This is a genomic window from Sphingomonas guangdongensis (genome assembly GCF_900199185.1).
GTDB lineage: Bacteria > Pseudomonadota > Alphaproteobacteria > Sphingomonadales > Sphingomonadaceae > Sphingomonas > Sphingomonas guangdongensis.
The window spans coordinates 28470-45864 of the sequence record NZ_OBMI01000001.1; the positions used below are offsets into that span (position 1 = coordinate 28470).

Here is a 17395-nt window from a genome sequence, read left to right on the forward strand (position 1 = left end):
GGAGATGAAGAATCGCCTCAAGGTGCTGCGTGCCGAACGCGACTGGAGCCAGGCGGAGCTTGCCGTGCAGCTCGACGTCTCGCGCCAGGCCGTGAACGCGATCGAGACGGGCAAGTACGACCCGTCGCTGCCCCTCGCCTTTCGCATCGGGCGGCTGTTCGACATGAAGATCGAGGAGATATTCGATGACGGTGAGCATCGTGGCTGAGATCCCGGGCGCTCAGCGGCCGGGCGCGGAGCCCAAGAGCGCGTCGGTGAAGGCCAACCACCGCCTGCTTGCCTGGTCGGGCGTGCTGGGCGGCGCGATCGGCTTTGCCATGGCGATGAGCGTTCTGAGCACGCGACCGGAGCAGGGCAACGTCGCCGAGGCGATGATCTACGGCCCGCTGCCGGTCTGGCTGGCGGTCGTCATGGCGCTGCTTTGGGGTGCCGTCCTGCCTGTTATCTCCTGGCGGTGGCACCAGGTCGTCGACGAGCATGAGCGCGAGGCGTACCGCGACGGTGCCGTAGCCGGCTTCTACGTCATGGGGGTGGGTGCGCCCGTGTGGTGGCTGCTCGCCCGTGCCGGCCTGCTGCCGCCAATCGACCTCGCTACCCTCTACGCCTCGTTCCTGATCGTCTCCGGTCTGGTTTGGGCATGGCGCAAGTACCGCTGATCTGACACTGTATTTTCGGGAGGGACCAATCCATGAAGACGCTGATGAAGACTGCCGCCTCTGCGCTTGCGCTACTGTTCGTGCTGCCTGCCTGTGCGCAGCAGGCCCCCGCGCCGGCCCCCGCCGCGCAGGACGCCGATCCCGCGCTGTGGGTGGTCAAGGACGCCGACACGACGGTCTACCTGTTCGGCACCGTGCACGTGCTGAAGCCCGGGCTCAGTTGGTTCGACGAGGCGGTGAAGACCGCGTTCGACAAGTCGGACACGCTGGTGCTGGAGATGGTGGAGCCGGAGCCGGCCGCGATGCAGCAGCTGGTGATGGCCAAGGCGATGAACCCGGCCGGCCCCACGCTGACCGAGCAGATCCCGGAGGCGAAGCGGCCCGCATACCTTAAGGCGATGGCCGACAACGGCATCCCACCGGCTGCGTTCGACCGGATGAAGCCGTGGCTGGCCGCGGTGACGCTCTCGGTGCTGCCGCTCAAGAAGCTCGGCTATGATCCGGAGACGGGCGCGGAAAAGGTGCTGACCGGCGCGGCCAAGACTGCGGGCAAGAAGATCGACGCGGTGGAAACCGCGGAGCAGCAGCTCGGCTTCTTCGATTCGCTCACGCCCGCAGCGCAGGTCGAGTTCCTGACCTCCACCGTCGACGAGCTGCCAAAGCTTGGCGAGACGATGGGGACGATGATCGCCGACTGGTCGGAAGGCGACCCGGACTCGCTCGCCGTGCTGCTCAACGAGAGCATGAAGGAGTCGCCGGAGGTCGCGAAGACGCTGCTCTACGACCGCAACGCGCGCTGGGCCGACTGGATCGTCAAGCGGATGGAGCAGCCGGGCACCGTGTTCTTCGCGGTCGGTGCGGGCCACCTGGCGGGCGACCGCAGCGTGATCGCGGACCTCAAGGCGAGGAAGCTGACGGCGGAGCGGGTGAAGTACTGAGCTGAGCAGCGCCTCCGCCCGCGTAGTCGAGGCGCTGTCCACTCCACCGGTATCCTTGCCAGCGCGCGCCTTTGTCGCTAAGGGCGCGCGCTTGCCGCGGCAGGGTCATCCCTGGAGGCCTGCCGGGCATGAACAGATAGCAACTAGCAGATCGGATAAGACACATGAGCGAGCAGCTTACGCTGTCGGCCGAGACGCGCGACCGGGCAGGCAAGGGAGCCTCCCGGGCACTGCGTCGCGAAGGCCGCGTCCCCGCCGTCATCTACGGCAACAAGCAGGAGCCGACCAGCATCAGCCTGAACGAGCGCGAGCTCACCAAGCTGCTGGGCACCGGCCACTTCATGAACTCGGTTGTGATGGTCGATGCCGGCCAGGGCGCGGTGCGCACGCTGCCGAAGGACGTCGCGTTTCACCCGGTCACCGATCGCCCGCTCCATGTCGACTTCCTGCGGATCGGCGAGCACAGCTCGGTCACGGTCGCCGTGCCGGTCGTGTTCACCGACGAGGATGCATCGCCCGGCATCACCAAGGGCGGCGTGCTGAACATCGTCCGCCACGAACTGGAGCTGGTGGTCGACGCGGCCGACATCCCCGGTGAGATCCAGGTTTCGCTGAAGGGCCTGGACGTGGGCGACTCGATCCACATTTCGAACGTCACCCTGCCGGCTGGCGCGCAGCCGTCGATCGACGACCGTGACTTCACCATCGCGACCCTGGTCGCCCCGTCGGCGCTGAAGTCGTCGGAGGGTGACGCCGAGGCGCCGGCCGAGGAGGCGTAAGCCTCGCAACCGTCACTCCAGCGAACGCTGGCATGACGACTATCCGGAACGCCCCCGCCCCCTAGGGTTGCGGGGGCGTTCTGCTATGGAGGGGCCATGCAGCTGTGGGTTGGCCTGGGGAACCCGGGTGCGGAGTATGCGATGAACCGGCACAATGCCGGCTTCCAGGCGGTCGACGCGATCGCCGCGCTGCACGGCTTTGCCGCACCCCGGAAGGCGTTCCAGGGCTGGACGCAGGAGGGCCGGATCGGCACGGAGAAGGTCGTGCTGCTCAAGCCCGCGACCTTCATGAACGAGAGCGGCCGCGCGGTCCGCGCCGCGGCGGACTTCTTCAAGCTCGGCGCGGAGGCGATCACGGTCTTCCACGACGAGCTCGACCTGGCGCCGCTCAAGGTCAAGGTGAAGACGGGCGGCGGCACCGCGGGGCAGAACGGGCTGCGCTCGATCGTCCAGCACCTCGACCCCGCCTTCCGTCGCGTGCGGATCGGGATCGGCCATCCCGGTCACAAGGACCGGGTGACGGGGCACGTCCTGTCCAACTGGCACAAGAGCGAGGTGGAGGCGCTGTCCGAGCTGCTGGGTGCGATCGCCGCGGAGGCGCCGCTGCTCGCGGCGGGCGATGACGTGCGCTTCATGAACGACGTGGCCCTGCGGGTGGCGGCATGATCCTGGCCCTGCTCCTGCTGCTTGGCAGCCCGCAGGCACCGGCCAAGCGCTGCGGCTGGATCGCCAATCCGACGCCCGGCAACTGGTGGATCACCGACCGGGATGGCGAGTGGCTGCTCGGGGCGCAGGGCGGGTACCAGGCGCCGGGCATGGACGTGATCCCCGACCTGTCGGCACGGGAGTGGATCCGCACCAACGGCTATTACGGCGTCGGCTGCGCCTGCCTGACGATGACGGTCGACAAGCGCACGAGCCGCGTGACCCGCGTCTATTCGGCGCAGCAGCGGCCGCTCAAGGCGTGCAGGGCCGATCGCCGCATCGGCGAGCGCTGACGTGCCGACCCGCCAGCTGTTCGCGACCGGCTTCTACGAGGGGGCGCTCGGCGACGACGCCCTGATCGGGGAGCTGGACGACGCGTGCCGCGACCTGGCCGTGGAGGACAAGGCCGGCCGGGCCTGGTCGCGTGCGCACGGCTATCGCGGCTACACCAGCTACGCGTCGCTGAACGACCTGCCCGCGCGCGACCCCCGCTTCGCCGACCTGGTCCGCCGGCTCGACCGCCACGTCGCCGGGTTCGCAAAGGACTGCGGGTTCGAGCTGGGCAAGCGGCTCAGGCTCGACAGCCTGTGGGTCAACGTCCTGAAGCCCGGCGGCACCCACTCCGGCCACCTCCATCCGCACAGCGCCGTGTCGGGCACCGTCTACATCGCGGTGCCGCCGGGATCGGGCGCGCTGAAGCTGGAGGACCCGCGCCTGCCGATGCTGATGGCGGCGCCGGCCCGGCCCGACACCTTTGTCTACGCCGAGCCGTCGGCCGGCAGCGTGTTCCTGTGGGAAAGCTGGCTCCGCCACGAGGTGATGCCGAACGCCGCCAAGGCCGAGCGGGTGAGCATCAGCTTCAACTATCGGTGAGGCGCTCACCCCGTCATGCCAGCGTACGCTGGCTCAACGTTGTTGGCGCGGTATCGGGCTTGGTCGACGTGAGCGGCAGGTGACCCGGGACTGGTCCGACCTGTTCGAGCGGATCGCGTGATCGCGACAGACCCCAGCCTTCGCTGGGGTGACGTGGAGGCGGAGGGTGACGGTGCGGGGTGCCCCTATCCCCGGCATATCGGACGGCCCTCCGGCGTCAGGCGCGGGGTGATGCCGCCCTGGCGGCGGCGTTCCCAGAGGAGGTACTGGCAGCCGGTGTCCGGATCGCGCCAGACCCGCACCTGCTCGCCGCCGTTGCGGGTGCCGCGGATTTTGCCCTCCACCGTGTCCGTGGTGATCGGCGCGGACTGGAAGGTGTTGCTGACGCCGCCGCAGCCGCCCAGCAGCGTCGCGGCGACCAGGCCGCCGATCAATCCCGTCCGTGTCACCGTGCTTCTCCCCCTAGCCCGCGACCGATCGTGCAGGAGCACCGGGCTGCGTGCAAGCACCCGTTCGTCAGTAGGCGGGCAGGCCCGGATACTCCCAGCGATAGGGCACGCCGGTGTCGCCCAGGATCGTCCGCACGATCGCGGGAAAGGCGCGTTCGGCGCGGACGTCGTTCGCCAGCACCAGGACGCAGCGCCGCCGCCGCTCCACGCAGACCAGCGTGTTTGCAGTGATGTCGTCGTGCCCGCCCTTGTACCAGCCGGGTCCCTGCGGTCCGTTAAAGGCAATAACGCCGAGCGCCGCCAACGCCAGCGGCCGATCGGCGGGCGGCGCGTCGGGCAACAGCGTCGGGAACTGCTGGCGCGTGGTGATGGGGAGCGTGCCGCGTGCCCAGCCGGCGCGGGCACGGCGCGACAGCCCCTCGCCGCGGATCATGAAGGCGGCTATGTGCGCCATGTCCCAGGGCGTCGTGTCCATCGATCCCGCCGCGCGGACCCGGCTACGTTCGTCATGCGGGTGCGGCTTGCCGGCTGCATCCCAGCCGTCGGCGAGATCGCTGGCGAAGTCCGCTCGCCACTTCAGGCTGGTGCGCGTCGCGCCCGCTGGGACGAAGATGCGGCGCTGGAGCTCGGCCTCCACGTCGAGGCCGAGACCCTGCTCCAGCACGAACTGGAGGAGCATGATGCCTTCGCCCGAGTAGGCGTAGCGGCTGCCGGGCGCGAAGTGGAACCGGAGCCTGCCGTCCGGTTCCAGGAATGAGAAGTTGGCGAAGCCGGAGGCATGGTTGAGCAGCATCCGCGGGGTGAGTGCCCGCCAGCGATCGTCCCCGGCCAGGTCGCCCCAGTTGCCGTACGCGTCGAGGTTGCCGTAGGCGGGCAGCTGTCGCGGCAGCAGCGCGGCGATCGGCCGGTCGAGCTCGATCCGTCCCTCGTCGGCGAGCTGCGCCACGAGGTAGCCGAACACCGCCTTGGTCAGCGACGCGCCGTACATCACGGTCTGCGCCTGGAGCGTGTCGCCGCGCGCGTTGCGGGCGCCGCTGGTCCAGACATGTTCGATCCGCCCGCGCTCGATCACGGCGATGGCGAGACCGCTAGCGCCGGTCGCCGCCCGCGCTGCGCTGCCTGCGCGGTCCACAGCCGAGTCCTCCAGCGAGCGGGCGCAGCCCGACGCGGCTGCGGCGGAGAGCAGCAGCAGCGCGAGGCGGATCGGACCAATCGTCATGGCAAGAGGCTACGCGCCGCGACGCTGGCGTCAACGCCGCAACGCGGCTAGAGCGCGGCGCTTCCCTCACCGATCACGATACACGAAGGCGTCACCATGGGTTTCCGCTGCGGCATCGTCGGCCTGCCGAACGTCGGCAAGTCGACCCTCTTTAACGCGCTCACCGAGACGGCCGCGGCGCAGGCGGCGAACTATCCATTCTGCACGATCGAGCCCAATGTCGGGAACGTCGCGGTGCCCGACCCGCGGCTCCAGAAGCTCGCCGCGATCGCGCATTCCGCCAAGATCATCGAGACGCAGCTCGGCTTCGTCGACATCGCCGGGCTGGTGCGCGGCGCGTCCAAGGGCGAGGGGCTGGGCAACCAGTTCCTGGCCAACATCCGCGAGGTCGACGCGATCGTCCACGTGCTGCGCTGCTTCGAGAACGACGACATCCAGCACGTTGACAACAAGGTCGATCCGATCGCGGATGCCGAGACGGTCGAGACCGAGCTGATGCTGTCCGACCTGGAATCGCTCGAGAAGCGGGTGCCCAACCTCGCCAAGAAGGCGGCGCAGGGCGACAAGGAAGCAAAGGTGGCGGCAGCCGTGCTCGGCCAGGCGCTCGACCTGCTGCGCGACGGCAAGCCCGCAAGGCTGACCGCGCCCAAGGACGCGGAGGAAGCGCGCGTGTTCGCGACCTCGCAGCTGATCACCGCCAAGCCGGTGCTCTACGTCTGCAACGTCAACGAGGAGGATGCGGCGGACGGCAACGCGCTGTCGGCACGCGTGTTCGCGAAGGCGGCGGCCGAGGGCGCGCAGGCGGTGGTCGTGTCCGCCGCGATCGAGGCGGAGATCGCGACCATACCGGCCGAGGACCGCGCCGAGTTCCTGGCCGAGCTGGGGTTGGAGGAAACCGGCCTCGCCCGCGTCATCCGGGCCGGGTACGACCTGCTCCACCTGCTCACCTTCTTCACCGTGGGACCGAAGGAGGCGCGTGCCTGGACCACCCACGTCGGAGCCAAGGCGCCGCAGGCGGCGGGCGAGATCCACACCGATTTCGAGCGCGGCTTCATCCGGGCGGAGACGATCGCCTACGACGATTATGTCGCGCTCGGCGGCGAGAGCGGCGCGCGCGAGGCGGGCAAGCTGCGCTCGGAAGGAAAGGAGTATGTCGTGCAGGACGGCGACGTCATGCTGTTCCGCTTCAACGTCTGATTGCACCCGTTCGCCCCGAGGTGTATGACGCGAGTGTGACGCTCCGCTGGCTCTTCCTCGCGCTGATCGTGCTCGCGCTGCCGCTGTCGGCAGCGGTGCCGGCCTGCGCGACGGCCGCCGAGCCGGCCGCACAGGCGCAGCACGAGGCGGGGCAGCACCAGACGCCGCGGCGGCAGGGTGAGAAGGCCAAGCCGTCGAGCGGGACCTGCATCGGTTGCGTCGCGCCCTCCACGGTCACCCCGCCGATGATCGAGGCGCCGAACCGCGCGCTGATGATGATCCCGGCGGCGTGGCGCAAGATTGCCGTCGCGCTGCCGAGCCGCGGACCGACGCCGCCGCCGCCGAAGCAAGGCTGAACCGCCCGCGACCCGTCTTGGTCGCGCGTTCTGTCTGCTTCGAAAGTGTAATCATGTTCACGTCCCTGCTGCTCGCGGCCGTCGCCGCGGGCCCGGCGCCGTTCGCGCAGCACGCCGCGCATCCCGCGCCGACGCCCCCGCCCGCCGATCCGCACGCCGGCCACGCCATGCCACCAGCGCCGGCGCAGGCCACGCCGACCGACCCGCACGCCGGACACCGGTCGACGCCGCCGGCGACCGGTCCTCACATCGGGCACCGGATGGCGCCGGTGGCTACCCAGCCGGCAGATCCGGACCCGCACGCCGCGCACCGGTCATCCGGATCACCTGCTCCCGCCACCGATCTGCACGCCGGACACGCCACGCAGGCGACGGTGGACCACGGCGCCATGGACCACGGCGCGATGGGTCACGGCGGCATGCGGATGAGCGATGCGGGAGCGGCTTACGGATCGGGCACCGCGCTGCTGCCGCTCGCCGGAGGTACGATGACGGGCGCGCACGCGGCGACGGGCGGCTGGTCGCTGATGGCGCACGGCTATGCCTGGGTCGTCACCACCGAGCAGTCGGGGCCGCGCGGCGACGACATGAGCTTCGTCCAGTCGATGGGGATGCTGATGGCGGACCACGACCTGTCCGACACCACGCACCTGCAGCTGCGCGCGATGATGAGCCTGGAGCCGCTGATGAGCCGGCGCGGCTACCCCAACCTGCTCGCGACTGGGGAGACGGCGTTCGGCGTGCCGCTGGTCGACCGGCAGCACCCGCACGACCTGTTCATGGAGCTCGCCGCGCGGCTGGAGGTGGCGATCGGCGATAACTCGCGGCTGATCCTCTACGGCGGGCCGGTCGGGGAGCCGGCGCTCGGCCCCGCGGCGTTCATGCACCGCGTGTCGGCGCGCTATCTGCCGCTCGCACCAATCACGCATCACTGGTTCGACAGCACCCACATCACCTATGGCGTCGCCACCGCGGGCTGGCGGACACGGACGTGGCAGATCGAAGGATCGGTGTTCACCGGCCGCGAACCGGACGAGGAACGCTGGAACCTCGACACGCCCCGGTTCGATTCGTGGAGCGTGCGGGCGAGCTGGACGCCCTCTCCCAACCTCGTCGCGCAGTTCAGCCATGCGCGGCTGAAGGAACCGGAGGCACAGCACCCGGGCGAGGACGAGCGCCGCACCACCGCGAGCGTCCACTATGCGACACCGCGTATATCAGCGACGGTCGCCTGGTCGCTGAAGGACCGCGTGCCGGGCGAGCAGCTGCCGGCCTGGCTGGTCGAGGCGAACTGGTCGGCGGGCGGCGGGCACAACCTGTTCGCGCGGGGCGAGCGGGTGAGCAACGACGAGCTCTTCCCCGACCACGACGACCCGCTGCACGACCGGACATTTCGCGTGGCGCGGGGCGAGCTCGGCTACGCCTATCGCCTGTCGCTCGCGGAGCCGCTCAACCTGGCGCTGGGGGGCAGTGCCTTCGCCACCGCGGTGCCGCGCGCGATCGAGCGGACCTACGGTGACGGGCTCGGCTGGTCGCTGTTCGCCAAGCTGACGCTGGGCGATATCGGGGCGCGGTGAGAGGTCGCTTCTTCCGAGCGCAAGGCGGTGATGAGCCGGTGCGGAGGCAGGGAACGCCGCCGCATCGCTGGCGGAGCGGTCTACCCCGGCCTGCGCCGGGGTGCCGGGTTCGGGAGGGTGACCGCTCTAGCGCTCGGCGCGACGCGCATGAGAAAAGGGGGCCGGCATCGCTGCCAGCCCCCCTGTCGTCGACCCGGGCCGCCGGGGTGTCGATGGCTCCTGGTCGTCGGCCAGGCGACGCCGTCGTGCCCCTCTCGGGTCCGGCGGGTATCGCCCGTCGGCTGCCGCACCGGAGACCTGACTGCACCGCAGTGCAGCGTCGGTCGCCGGTGGCGGCGGCCTGCCGGGGTACGGTGCATCTGGCTCTCGCCCTCGCCCCGCGTCCGGTGATCGATCGTCGTACATCCCGCCCTGAGACGGTGCGCGCAACCATCGACCCCGTTGATCGTCGCCGGTCGCGCACCCGTTGCCGGGCCTGCGTCCATCGCCGATCCCTGCCCCACACTCCACGCCGAGGCGTGCAATGTGTCTTTCGACGACGATCCGGTGGCTCCTACCCCCATCCGCCACGATGCGGCTTTTGGAGGCATTCGGCGGAGCCGCCCTGCTCTCGTCAACACACCGGATTGCGGTTTCCAGATGGCACCAGCAGGCCGGTTCGGCAGTCAAGTCGCTGATCTTTCTACCGGTTTCCCGATCGTCCGACCGCTTCCTGCCCACCGATGCTGTCACGACGGCCGAGTCGCACCAAGCCGATCGATCAAACACACGGGTGTGGATAACGTGGAAAGCGCGCATGGCTGCGCCAAAGCTGAACACGCTGTTGTTTTTGGTTCATGCAACCGGCCGCATAAAAGCAGCGTTACGGACCCACAATCATTCAACACAACAGGAGCAGTACCATGCGTAATCTGATGCTCGCCGCCGCTGGCGCGGCCCTGATGGTCCCGGTCGCGACGCTGGCCCCGGTCGCCGTCGAGAACGGCTATTCGCAGGCTGACGCGCAGAACCGCGCGCGGTATCGCGAGTGGCGCGGCCGCGACGGCCGCACCTACTGCCGCAAGCCGAACGGCACCACCGGGCTGGTGGTCGGCGGCGTCGCCGGTGCGCTGGTCGGTCGCACCATCGATTCGCGTGGTGACCGCACGCTCGGCACGCTGCTCGGCGCCGGTGCCGGTGCTCTGGCCGGTCGCGAGATCGAGCGGAGCGGCAAGCGGCAGTGCCGCTGAGCCGGTTTCTTAACGGCTGAGGCGATAGGCACGCGGGGCGATGCTCCGCGTGCTTACCCTTGCCAGTCTGTTTCCCGACGCGAGCCGGCCCAACTTCGGCGTCTTCGTCGAGCGCCAGACCCGCGGGCTGGCCGCACATCCCGACGTCGATCTGCGCGTCGTGGCGCCGGTCGGATTGCCGCCGCCCCTGCTCGATCGGCTGCCGACCTATCGGGCGCTGCGCACCTTGCCGAGGCACGAGACATGGCGCGGGCTGAGCGTTCACCGGCCGCGCTTCCTCAACCTGCCGGGCACGGCCGGGCGCTTCCACGCAGCGAGCCTCGCACGCGCGGTGACGCCCCTGCTCGCCCGCCTGCGCCGCGAGTTTCCGTTCGACGTCATCGATGCCGAGTTCTTCTTCCCCGAAGGGCCCGCGGCAGTCGCGCTCGGCCGCCGCTTCGGCGTGCCGGTGTCGATCAAGGCGCGCGGCGCCGACATCCACCACTGGGGCACCGCTCAGCCGACCGCGGCGCAGGTGATCGCGGCCGGGCAAGCCGCCGACGGCTGCCTGGCGGTGTCGGCGGCGATGCGGGACGACATGGCGGCGCTGGGTATCCCGGCCGAGCGCATCCGCGTCCACCGCACCGGCATCGATGCCGGGCGCTTCAGCCCGCGCAACCGGGCGGCCGAGAGGGCAAAGCTGGGCGTCGCGGGTCCCCTGGTCCTCTCCGTTGGGGCGCTGATCCCGCGCAAGGGACACGACGTCGTGATCGACGCGGTCGCGCGGCTGCCGGGCGTGACGCTGTGGATCGCCGGTGCCGGACCCGAGGCGGCCGCGCTGGAGGCGAGGATCGCCGCGGCCGGCGTCGGCGACCGGGTGCAGCTGATCGGGCCGGTGCCGCACGACGACCTGCCGATCCTGTTCGCCGCCGCCGATGTGATGGCGCTCGCCTCCGCGTCAGAGGGCCTGGCCAACGTCTGGGTCGAGGCGCTGTCGAGCGGCACGCCGATCGTGATCACCGACGTCGGTGGCGCGCACGAGACGGTGGACCGGCCCGCGGCGGGTCGCGTGGTGGCGCGCGAGGTGGACGCGTTCGCGGCGGCAATCGCCGAGCTGCTCGCGACGCCGCCCGCGCCGGACGAGGTCCGCGCGGCGGCGGCGCGGTTCAGCTGGGCGGCGAACACGGCCGAGCTGTACGCGCACCTGAGCGGGCTGGTGGGAGCCCATCGTGCTCCCGCGGCGGCGGGAGGCTAGTGCCGCTGAAGAGGTGCTGGTGGCCCTGGGCTCCTGCCTGTGCGGGAGCACGGCATTCTCGCGTCAGCGGGTGGAGCGTAGCTTGGCTGGGCGGTGAGGAAGGGCGCCGTCAATGGCTCGGACGGGAGTGGCACCAGCAGAGCCCACCGCAGCTGAACCCCGGCGTGCGCCGGGGTCGTGATGCAACGGAGTGATGGAGGTCGCCGCTCAGACCAGCGGGTAGAGCGCGGCGGCGATCTGGCGGCCTTCGCTGCGCAGGATGCCCCAAGCGCGCGCGGCGGCGCGGCTGTCCATGATCTCCAGCCCCACGCCGCGCGCCTCCACCGCCTTGACCAGCGCGGCGGGCGGACGCCGCAGCGCCGGGCCGGTGCCGAGCAGGATGAATTCCGGCAGCGGCGTGAGCGCGAGCAGTGGTGCGAGGTCGCCTTCCCCCAAAGCGTCGAGCGGCGGCGGCGTCCAGCCGTCGGCGCGCTCGGGCGTGATCAGGAGCGCGGTGTAGACATTGTCGTCCACTCGGAAGCCACCGCCCGAGAAGCCGGCGATTACCGGTCCGGGCGCGACCGAGTTGCGGTCGAGCCTCACGCGCCCGTCGGCGCGACGCGCTCGGCCCGCTCGCGACCCGACCCGTCGCCGCCAGGCGGCTGCGCGCGCAGGCCGAGCGTGATGAGGAGCGACGACGACACGTAGATCGACGAGTAGGTGCCGACCACGATCCCCAGGATCATCGCAGCGGTGAAGCCGCGCAGCACGTGCCCGCCGAGGAACAGCATCGCGAACAGCGCGAGCAGGATCGTGACGGAGGTCATGACGGTGCGCGGCAGCGTCTCGTTCACCGACAGGTCGACCAGGTCAGACATGTTCATGTTGCGGTACTTGCGCATGTTCTCCCGAATCCGATCGTCGATCACGATCTTGTCGTTAATCGAGTAGCCGATGATCGTGAGCACCGCGGCGACGATGTTGAGATCGAAATCGAAGCGGGTGATGGCGAAGAAGCCGAGCGTCATCAACAGGTCGTGGAGGATCGCGACAAAGGTCGAGACGCCGAACTGCCATTCGAAGCGGAAGATCGCGAACAGCGAGATGCCGATCATGGCGAGCACGACCGCGAGGATGCCGTTCTGGACGAGCTCGCCCGAGACCTTGCCGGAGACGGTCGCGTAGCGGGCGAAGGTTGCGCCGGGGAACGCCTGGCCCAGCGCCGTTTCCACCCGGCGGACGGTGGCGTTGGTCGCGCCCTCGTCCGCGCCCTGCTGCACCGGCAGGCGGATCGACAGGGTGCGACCGTCGCCGATCGGCTGCAGCGTCGCGTCGCCGACGTTCAGCCGCTCGATCACGCTACGCACCCGCTGCAGCGGCGGGGCGGAGGGGAAGCGCTCCTCGATCATCAGGCCGCCGGCGAAGTCGACGCCGAAATTTAGACCCTTGGCCGCCACCGCGCCGACCGCGGCGAGCGACAGGAGCAGGGTCAGCCCGAACGCCCAGAAGCGCAAGCGGACGAAGCCGATGTTGGTGTTGTCGGGAACGATCTTCAGCAGGCGCATGCGGTTTTCTCGTCATCCCGGTGCAGGCCGGAATCCAGGGCAAGGAACGTCACGCGCGTGACTCTGGACCCCGGCCTGCGCCGGGGTGACAGATGAAAGTGCTCCGCGCGGCTCAAATGTTGATCTCCTGCGGGCGGTTGCGGCGCAGCCACAGCGCAACGAGCATCCGGGTGAAGACCACCGCGGTGAACACGCTGGTCGCGATGCCGATCAGCAGCACGATGGCGAAACCGCGGACCGGGCCGGAGCCGAGCAGCAGCATGATGATGCCCGAGATCGCGTGGGTCACGTTCGCCTCGAAGATGGTGCGGCTCGCCTCCTTGTAGCCGAGCTCCACCGACTGGACGACACTGCGGCCGCGGCGGCGCTCCTCGCGGATGCGCTCGTTGATCAGCACGTTGGCGTCGACCGCAGTGCCGATCGTCAGCACGAAGCCCGCGATGCCGGGCAATGTCAGCGATGACCCGATCATCGCCATCAGCGCCAGGATCACCAGCACGTTGATGACGACCGCGAGGTTCGCGTAGACGCCGAAGCGGCCATAGGTGACGAGCATGAAGGCGACGACCGCCGCCACCGCGACCGCCGATGCGATCAGGCCCGCGCGGACCGAGTCGGCGCCGAGATCGGGCCCGACGGTCGATTCATCGACCACCTTCAGCTCGACCGGCAGCTTGCCCGAGCGCAGCGCGATCGCAAGCTCGTTCGCGGTCTCGACGGTGAACCCACCGCTGATCGAAGCGCGGCCGCCCAGGATCGGTTCGTTGATATTGGGGGCGGAGATCACCTGATTATCGACGATGATCGCGAACGGCCGCCCGGCATTCTGCTGGGTCACGGTCGCGAAGCGCCGCCCGCCCTGCCCGTCGAAGGTCAAGGCGACGAGCGGCTGGCCGGTCTGCGGATCGAACTCCTGGCGCGCGTCGGCGACCTGATCGCCCGAGATGATCACCGAGCGCTTGACCGCGATCGGCCCGCCGCCCTCCGCATAGGGAAGGATCTGGCTGCCGATCGGGGCCTGGCCGCGCGCCACCGCCTGCGGGTCCGCGGTCACGTCGACCAGCTTGAACTCCAGCCGCGCGGTGCGTCCGAGCAAGTCCTTCAGCGCCTGCGGATTGTCGAGGCCGGGAACCTGGACGACGATGCGGTCCTTGCCCTGGCGAATAATGGTCGGCTCGCGCGTGCCGAGCTCGTCGATGCGGCGGCGCACGACCTCCGTCGCGTCGCCCATCGCGGTGTCGATCGCCTGCTCGATCCCCGCTTCGGTCGGCTTCATGACGAAGCGGGTCGTGTCGACGACGGAGATGTCCCAGTCGCGCTGCCCGGTGAGTCCGGCGCCGCTTGTCAGCGGCAGCAGCCGCTCCCGTGCGGCATCGACCTGCGCCGCGTCGCGCACCATGAAGGAGAGCTGGCCGCCGCGGGTCGAGATGTCACCGATCGCCACCCGCGGCGAGCCGCGCCGCATCTCCGTCGCGACGAGCTCTCGCATCTGCTCCAGCCGCTGCGACGCGACGTCGGCGGTGTCCGCCTCCAGCAGGATGTAGCTGCCGCCCGCGAGGTCGAGGCCGTAGGTGATTTGCTTGACCGGCACCCAGCCGGGTAGCGCGCTGACCACCCGTTCCGGCAGGAAGCTCGGGATCGCCATGAGCACCATGACGGCCAGAAAGCCGCAGATGCTCCACACCTTCCAGCGCGGGAAATCGAGCATCAGTCGTTCGCCGGCTTGCCGCCGAACGGCGTCACCTCGGCGAGCGTCGCCTTGACCACCTTGACGCGGACGTTGGGGGCGATCTCCACCTCCACTAATCGATCCTCTACCTTGGTCACCTTGCCCACGAGCCCGCCCGCGGTGACGACGCTGTCGTTCTTCTTGACCGCCTCGACCGCCTGCTGAAGCGTACGCATCCGCTTCTGCTGCGGGCGGATCATCAGAAAGTAGAAGACAACAAAGATCAGGACCAGCGGCGCGATCGAGATGATGGAGGCGAGACCGCCATCGGCGGCGGCGCCGGCGGCTTGGGCATGAGCGGCTGGGATGAACATGGCTCTCAAAGGGCTAAGGAGCGCCGGGACACCACCCGGCCGGGACAGATTGCCGCGCCCGCTACCAAAGCGCGCGCGCCCGCGCAATGGAAGGGCCGCGCTTTCCCGTTGCATCCACGCCCGCGCGACCGTAAAGCCCGCGCCTCACGAGGGCGTCGGCACCGGCCGCGCCCCACGTGCCGGTCGGGGCGTAGCGCAGCCTGGTAGCGCATCACACTGGGGGTGTGGGGGTCGCAGGTTCGAATCCTGTCGCCCCGACCAAATCTATCGTAGCCGAAGCCGCTTGAGCGAGACTTCGCGGGCGCCGGACAGAACCGGATAGACTAGCCGCCGCGCTGCGGAATATTCGCTACTGGTGGTTAGCGGACGTTCTCCGGGCGAGGCACGGCTACCGTAAGTGCAGCGACCAACACCACGATCATGGCTGCCATCAGAGCATAGGTCGGCGTCATTGCGCTGTTTGAGTAGACCGCCGTGCTGGCGAAGGTGGCCGCGATCAGGGCTGAAGGTAGCAGTCGCGAACGTCCCCAAGTGAACGCAGCGATGCTCCCGACGGCTCCAAGCGCAAACATGAGTCTAAGGACTTCAACCTTCGCGTAGTTCACCGGCCAAATATTTTGCAATTCGAAGATCAACCACGCGGCAGCGAGCAGCACGAATATGCCGATGATGGCAGGCCAACGAACCATGCCGCACATTGGCCGTATCGCTGAATGTCCGCAATTGGGCGACTCATGTCGGCGGTGCTCTCTAGGCAGGCCGATGCTGTGGTAGAGATCGCCCCGACCGCGCGCTGCCAGCGCAGCCCTCGGGCATTTGGCTTGAGGCGCTAAGCCGCACCTGCGCCAGCAGTGGGCGCCGCTTGGCCGCGCGTCCGGGCCCTTACCGGGTCGCGTTGTAGCGGAGCTGCTCGTCGGTGAGCTGGAAGCCGACCAGCGTTTCGAAGGTCGCGCGGGCGACGGCCTGGCGGACCTGGGGGTCGGCGAGCGGGTCGAGGGCCGCGTCCTGATCGCCGGCCTTGCGCTCGCGGGTGATCTGGCGGCGGACGTCGTCGGGGAGCGTTGCGGACGCGCGGGTGACGTAGCTGGCGGCGGTGGCGGTCGCGCGGGCGCGGGCCTGACCCGCCTCGAAACGGATGGCGACGCGGTTCACCCGCTTGGCGACGATCACGGTCCCGCCCTGCGTCACCACGCTGAAGTACGGCAGCACCACTTCGCGCGCTGCGTCCGTCCGGCTCCGACGCGCGAGCACGTCAAAGGTGACGGTGGTCACGATCGGATCGCCACCGTCGGCGCAGGTCGAGCGGACGTTGGTGATGATCGCGTTCACGTCGATCGCATCGGCGCTGCGGCCCCCGGCCGGATCGAACAGCGTGACGTCGCCGGTCGCCGCGGGCACGCCGACGCTCGGGCACACGCTGCGCACCGCGGTGATGCCGCCGGACGCGTCGATCTCCCCGGTGCGCGAGCATCCGGCGAGCGCCACGGCGAGCAGGGCGATCGGGGCGGCGAGGATGCGGACGTGCACGGGTGACCTTTCGAAACGCGCCCGGGCCTGAACTTCGCCCGGAGCGGCCCGTGCGCTACCAAGCGCCTTCACCCCGCGCAAGCAATCGCGTAGGAAGGCGGCCGTGACCAGCCCCAGCCCGAAACCCGTCCTCGACCTGCTGATCGCCGCGCCGCGCGGCTTCTGCGCCGGGGTCGACCGCGCCATCCAGATCGTCGAGCTGGCGATCGAGCGCTACGGCGCGCCGGTCTATGTCCGGCACGAGATCGTCCACAACAAGTTCGTGGTAGACACGCTGCGCGACAAGGGCGCGGTGTTCGTGGAGACGCTGGACGACGTGCCCGACGGGGTGCCGGTCGTCTTCTCCGCGCACGGCGTGCCTAAGGCGGTGCCCGCCAAGGCCGAGTCGCGCGGACTCTCCTACCTGGACGCCACCTGCCCGCTGGTCAGTAAGGTCCACCGCCAGGCCGAGCGGCTGGTGGAGGCGGGCCGCCACATCCTGTTCGTCGGACATGCCGGCCACCCGGAAGTGATCGGCACCTTCGGCCAGGTGCCCGACGGCGCGATGACGCTGATCGAGACGGCCGCGGACGCGGAGGCGATCCAGCCCGCCGATCCCGGCAATCTCGCCTTCCTCACCCAGACCACGCTGTCGGTGGACGACACGGCGGAGATCATGGGCGTGCTCCAGCGCAGATTCCCCGCGATCGTCGCGCCGCGCGCGGACGACATCTGCTACGCGACCAGCAACCGCCAGGATGCGGTCAAGGTGATCGCCGACCAGTGCGACCTGCTGCTGGTGATCGGCAGCCCCAAGTCGTCCAACTCGATGCGGCTCGCCGAGCTGGCGGTGCGCCAGGGCGTTGAGGCCAAGCTGATCCAGCGTGCCGACGAGCTCGACTGGGCGTGGCTGACGGGCGTGGGCACGCTCGGGCTGACGGCGGGCGCGTCGGCGCCCGAGGTGCTGGTGCGCGAGCTGGTCGACCTGCTCGCCACCCGCTTCGAGGTGCAGGAGCGCGAGATCGAGACCACGCGCGAGACGCTGACCTTCAAGCTGCCGCGCGAACTGCGCGCCGCCTGACGAGGCACC

21 protein-coding genes and 1 tRNA gene are annotated in these 17395 nt (G+C 69.8%); 14 read left to right on the forward strand and 8 right to left on the reverse strand.

The annotated features are described in order from the left end of the window. Positions 1-4 precede the first annotated feature (4 nt). From CRO12_RS00140 to CRO12_RS00170, 7 genes are all read left to right on the forward strand, one after another. Positions 5-208, forward strand: coding sequence for a helix-turn-helix transcriptional regulator (locus tag CRO12_RS00140; protein ID WP_097062036.1), 204 nt, complete (start codon positions 5-7; stop codon positions 206-208). Then, positions 186-656 (forward strand): hypothetical protein, encoded by a 471-nt coding sequence (locus CRO12_RS00145; RefSeq protein ID WP_097062037.1) that lies wholly within the window; start codon positions 186-188, stop codon positions 654-656. Before CRO12_RS00140 ends, CRO12_RS00145 begins: the two co-directional genes overlap by 23 nt. 32 nt (positions 657-688) lie before the next feature. Beyond that, on the forward strand, positions 689-1594 hold the full coding sequence (locus CRO12_RS00150) for a TraB/GumN family protein (RefSeq protein ID WP_097062038.1): 906 nt from the start codon (positions 689-691) through the stop codon (positions 1592-1594). A 164-nt stretch (positions 1595-1758) separates the two neighbouring features. Continuing rightward, positions 1759-2373 carry a 50S ribosomal protein L25/general stress protein Ctc gene (locus CRO12_RS00155; RefSeq protein ID WP_097062039.1) on the forward strand — a complete coding sequence of 205 codons (615 nt, stop codon included), beginning with the start codon at positions 1759-1761 and terminating at the stop codon, positions 2371-2373. A 96-nt stretch (positions 2374-2469) separates the two neighbouring features. Further along, complete coding sequence (pth, locus tag CRO12_RS00160; protein WP_097062040.1) at positions 2470-3039, forward strand: aminoacyl-tRNA hydrolase; 570 nt, start codon at positions 2470-2472, stop codon at positions 3037-3039. Beyond that, a complete protein-coding gene (locus tag CRO12_RS00165) occupies positions 3036-3371 on the forward strand; it encodes a DUF4087 domain-containing protein (RefSeq protein ID WP_097062041.1) in 336 nt (111 codons plus the stop codon). The genes pth and CRO12_RS00165 overlap by 4 nt, the downstream gene beginning before the upstream one ends. Position 3372: 1 nt before the next feature. Continuing rightward, positions 3373-3951: a TIGR02466 family protein gene (locus CRO12_RS00170; RefSeq protein ID WP_097062042.1), complete on the forward strand. Its 579-nt coding sequence runs from the start codon at positions 3373-3375 to the stop codon at positions 3949-3951. A 185-nt stretch (positions 3952-4136) separates the two neighbouring features. Here the strand turns inward: CRO12_RS00170 and CRO12_RS00175 are convergent, their stop codons facing one another. Beyond that, positions 4137-4400, reverse strand: a complete 264-nt coding sequence (locus CRO12_RS00175; protein WP_144033477.1) for a DUF6440 family protein — start codon at positions 4398-4400, stop codon at positions 4137-4139. Positions 4401-4467: 67 nt separating this feature from the next. Beyond that, positions 4468-5619: a serine hydrolase domain-containing protein gene (locus CRO12_RS00180; protein WP_097062044.1), complete on the reverse strand. Its 1152-nt coding sequence runs from the start codon at positions 5617-5619 to the stop codon at positions 4468-4470. A 96-nt stretch (positions 5620-5715) separates the two neighbouring features. Between CRO12_RS00180 and ychF the strand changes: the two genes are divergently transcribed. The 5 genes from ychF (at position 5716) to CRO12_RS00205 (ending at position 11212) form a co-directional block, all read left to right on the forward strand. Then, positions 5716-6816 (forward strand): redox-regulated ATPase YchF, encoded by a 1101-nt coding sequence (ychF, locus tag CRO12_RS00185; RefSeq protein ID WP_097062045.1) that lies wholly within the window; start codon positions 5716-5718, stop codon positions 6814-6816. 35 nt (positions 6817-6851) lie between these two features. After that, positions 6852-7172, forward strand: coding sequence for a hypothetical protein (locus CRO12_RS00190; RefSeq protein ID WP_144033478.1), 321 nt, complete (start codon positions 6852-6854; stop codon positions 7170-7172). A 53-nt stretch (positions 7173-7225) separates the two neighbouring features. Beyond that, positions 7226-8749, forward strand: coding sequence for a hypothetical protein (locus CRO12_RS00195; protein ID WP_179640763.1), 1524 nt, complete (start codon positions 7226-7228; stop codon positions 8747-8749). Between the two features lie 902 nt (positions 8750-9651). Further along, positions 9652-9978, forward strand: coding sequence for a glycine zipper 2TM domain-containing protein (locus CRO12_RS00200; RefSeq protein WP_097062047.1), 327 nt, complete (start codon positions 9652-9654; stop codon positions 9976-9978). A gap of 40 nt (positions 9979-10018) precedes the next feature. Next, positions 10019-11212 carry a glycosyltransferase gene (locus CRO12_RS00205; RefSeq protein WP_097062048.1) on the forward strand — a complete coding sequence of 398 codons (1194 nt, stop codon included), beginning with the start codon at positions 10019-10021 and terminating at the stop codon, positions 11210-11212. 207 nt (positions 11213-11419) lie between these two features. Here the strand turns inward: CRO12_RS00205 and CRO12_RS00210 are convergent, their stop codons facing one another. The 4 genes from CRO12_RS00210 to yajC all read right to left on the reverse strand — a co-directional run bounded on the left by CRO12_RS00210 (position 11420) and on the right by yajC (position 14799). Further along, positions 11420-11794 (reverse strand): Mth938-like domain-containing protein, encoded by a 375-nt coding sequence (locus CRO12_RS00210; RefSeq protein ID WP_097062049.1) that lies wholly within the window; start codon positions 11792-11794, stop codon positions 11420-11422. Then, on the reverse strand, positions 11791-12756 hold the full coding sequence (secF, locus tag CRO12_RS00215) for a protein translocase subunit SecF (protein ID WP_097062050.1): 966 nt from the start codon (positions 12754-12756) through the stop codon (positions 11791-11793). Before secF ends, CRO12_RS00210 begins: the two co-directional genes overlap by 4 nt. Positions 12757-12868: 112 nt before the next feature. Continuing rightward, positions 12869-14464 (reverse strand): protein translocase subunit SecD, encoded by a 1596-nt coding sequence (gene secD / locus CRO12_RS00220; protein ID WP_097062051.1) that lies wholly within the window; start codon positions 14462-14464, stop codon positions 12869-12871. Further along, the gene (gene yajC, locus CRO12_RS00225; protein ID WP_097062052.1) at positions 14464-14799 is read right to left on the reverse strand and encodes a preprotein translocase subunit YajC; all 336 of its coding nucleotides are present in this window, start codon (positions 14797-14799) and stop codon (positions 14464-14466) included. Before yajC ends, secD begins: the two co-directional genes overlap by 1 nt. A 184-nt stretch (positions 14800-14983) precedes the next feature. Between yajC and CRO12_RS00230 the strand changes: the two genes are divergently transcribed. Beyond that, a tRNA-Pro gene (locus tag CRO12_RS00230) sits at positions 14984-15060 on the forward strand. Positions 15061-15158: 98 nt separating this feature from the next. Here CRO12_RS00230 and CRO12_RS00235 read toward each other — a convergent pair. Together CRO12_RS00235 and CRO12_RS00240 are read right to left on the reverse strand one after the other, a co-directional pair. After that, the gene (locus tag CRO12_RS00235; RefSeq protein WP_179640765.1) at positions 15159-15488 is read right to left on the reverse strand and encodes a hypothetical protein; all 330 of its coding nucleotides are present in this window, start codon (positions 15486-15488) and stop codon (positions 15159-15161) included. 193 nt (positions 15489-15681) lie between these two features. Continuing rightward, a complete protein-coding gene (locus CRO12_RS00240) occupies positions 15682-16326 on the reverse strand; it encodes a hypothetical protein (protein ID WP_245858077.1) in 645 nt (214 codons plus the stop codon). Between the two features lie 103 nt (positions 16327-16429). Here CRO12_RS00240 and ispH point away from each other — a divergent pair, with 103 nt between their 5' ends. After that, positions 16430-17386: a 4-hydroxy-3-methylbut-2-enyl diphosphate reductase gene (ispH, locus tag CRO12_RS00245; protein WP_097062054.1), complete on the forward strand. Its 957-nt coding sequence runs from the start codon at positions 16430-16432 to the stop codon at positions 17384-17386. The last annotated feature ends 9 nt before the right edge of the window (positions 17387-17395 follow it).

Excerpts from the sequence above, each read along its gene's own strand:
- CRO12_RS00140 (WP_097062036.1), top strand. The coding sequence starts at position 5 with ATGAAGAATCGCCTCAAGGTGCTGCGTGCCGAACGCGACTGGAGCCAG.
- CRO12_RS00145 (WP_097062037.1), top strand. The coding sequence starts at position 186 with ATGACGGTGAGCATCGTGGCTGAGATCCCGGGCGCTCAGCGGCCGGGC.
- CRO12_RS00150 (WP_097062038.1), top strand. The coding sequence starts at position 689 with ATGAAGACGCTGATGAAGACTGCCGCCTCTGCGCTTGCGCTACTGTTC.
- CRO12_RS00155 (WP_097062039.1), top strand. The coding sequence starts at position 1,759 with ATGAGCGAGCAGCTTACGCTGTCGGCCGAGACGCGCGACCGGGCAGGC.
- pth (WP_097062040.1), top strand. The coding sequence starts at position 2,470 with ATGCAGCTGTGGGTTGGCCTGGGGAACCCGGGTGCGGAGTATGCGATG.
- CRO12_RS00165 (WP_097062041.1), top strand. The coding sequence starts at position 3,036 with ATGATCCTGGCCCTGCTCCTGCTGCTTGGCAGCCCGCAGGCACCGGCC.
- CRO12_RS00180 (WP_097062044.1), bottom strand. The coding sequence starts at position 5,619 with ATGACGATTGGTCCGATCCGCCTCGCGCTGCTGCTGCTCTCCGCCGCA.
- ychF (WP_097062045.1), top strand. The coding sequence starts at position 5,716 with ATGGGTTTCCGCTGCGGCATCGTCGGCCTGCCGAACGTCGGCAAGTCG.
- CRO12_RS00195 (WP_179640763.1), top strand. The coding sequence starts at position 7,226 with ATGTTCACGTCCCTGCTGCTCGCGGCCGTCGCCGCGGGCCCGGCGCCG.
- CRO12_RS00200 (WP_097062047.1), top strand. The coding sequence starts at position 9,652 with ATGCGTAATCTGATGCTCGCCGCCGCTGGCGCGGCCCTGATGGTCCCG.
- CRO12_RS00205 (WP_097062048.1), top strand. The coding sequence starts at position 10,019 with ATGCTCCGCGTGCTTACCCTTGCCAGTCTGTTTCCCGACGCGAGCCGG.
- secF (WP_097062050.1), bottom strand. The coding sequence starts at position 12,756 with ATGCGCCTGCTGAAGATCGTTCCCGACAACACCAACATCGGCTTCGTC.
- secD (WP_097062051.1), bottom strand. The coding sequence starts at position 14,464 with ATGCTCGATTTCCCGCGCTGGAAGGTGTGGAGCATCTGCGGCTTTCTG.
- yajC (WP_097062052.1), bottom strand. The coding sequence starts at position 14,799 with ATGTTCATCCCAGCCGCTCATGCCCAAGCCGCCGGCGCCGCCGCCGAT.
- CRO12_RS00235 (WP_179640765.1), bottom strand. The coding sequence starts at position 15,488 with ATGGTTCGTTGGCCTGCCATCATCGGCATATTCGTGCTGCTCGCTGCC.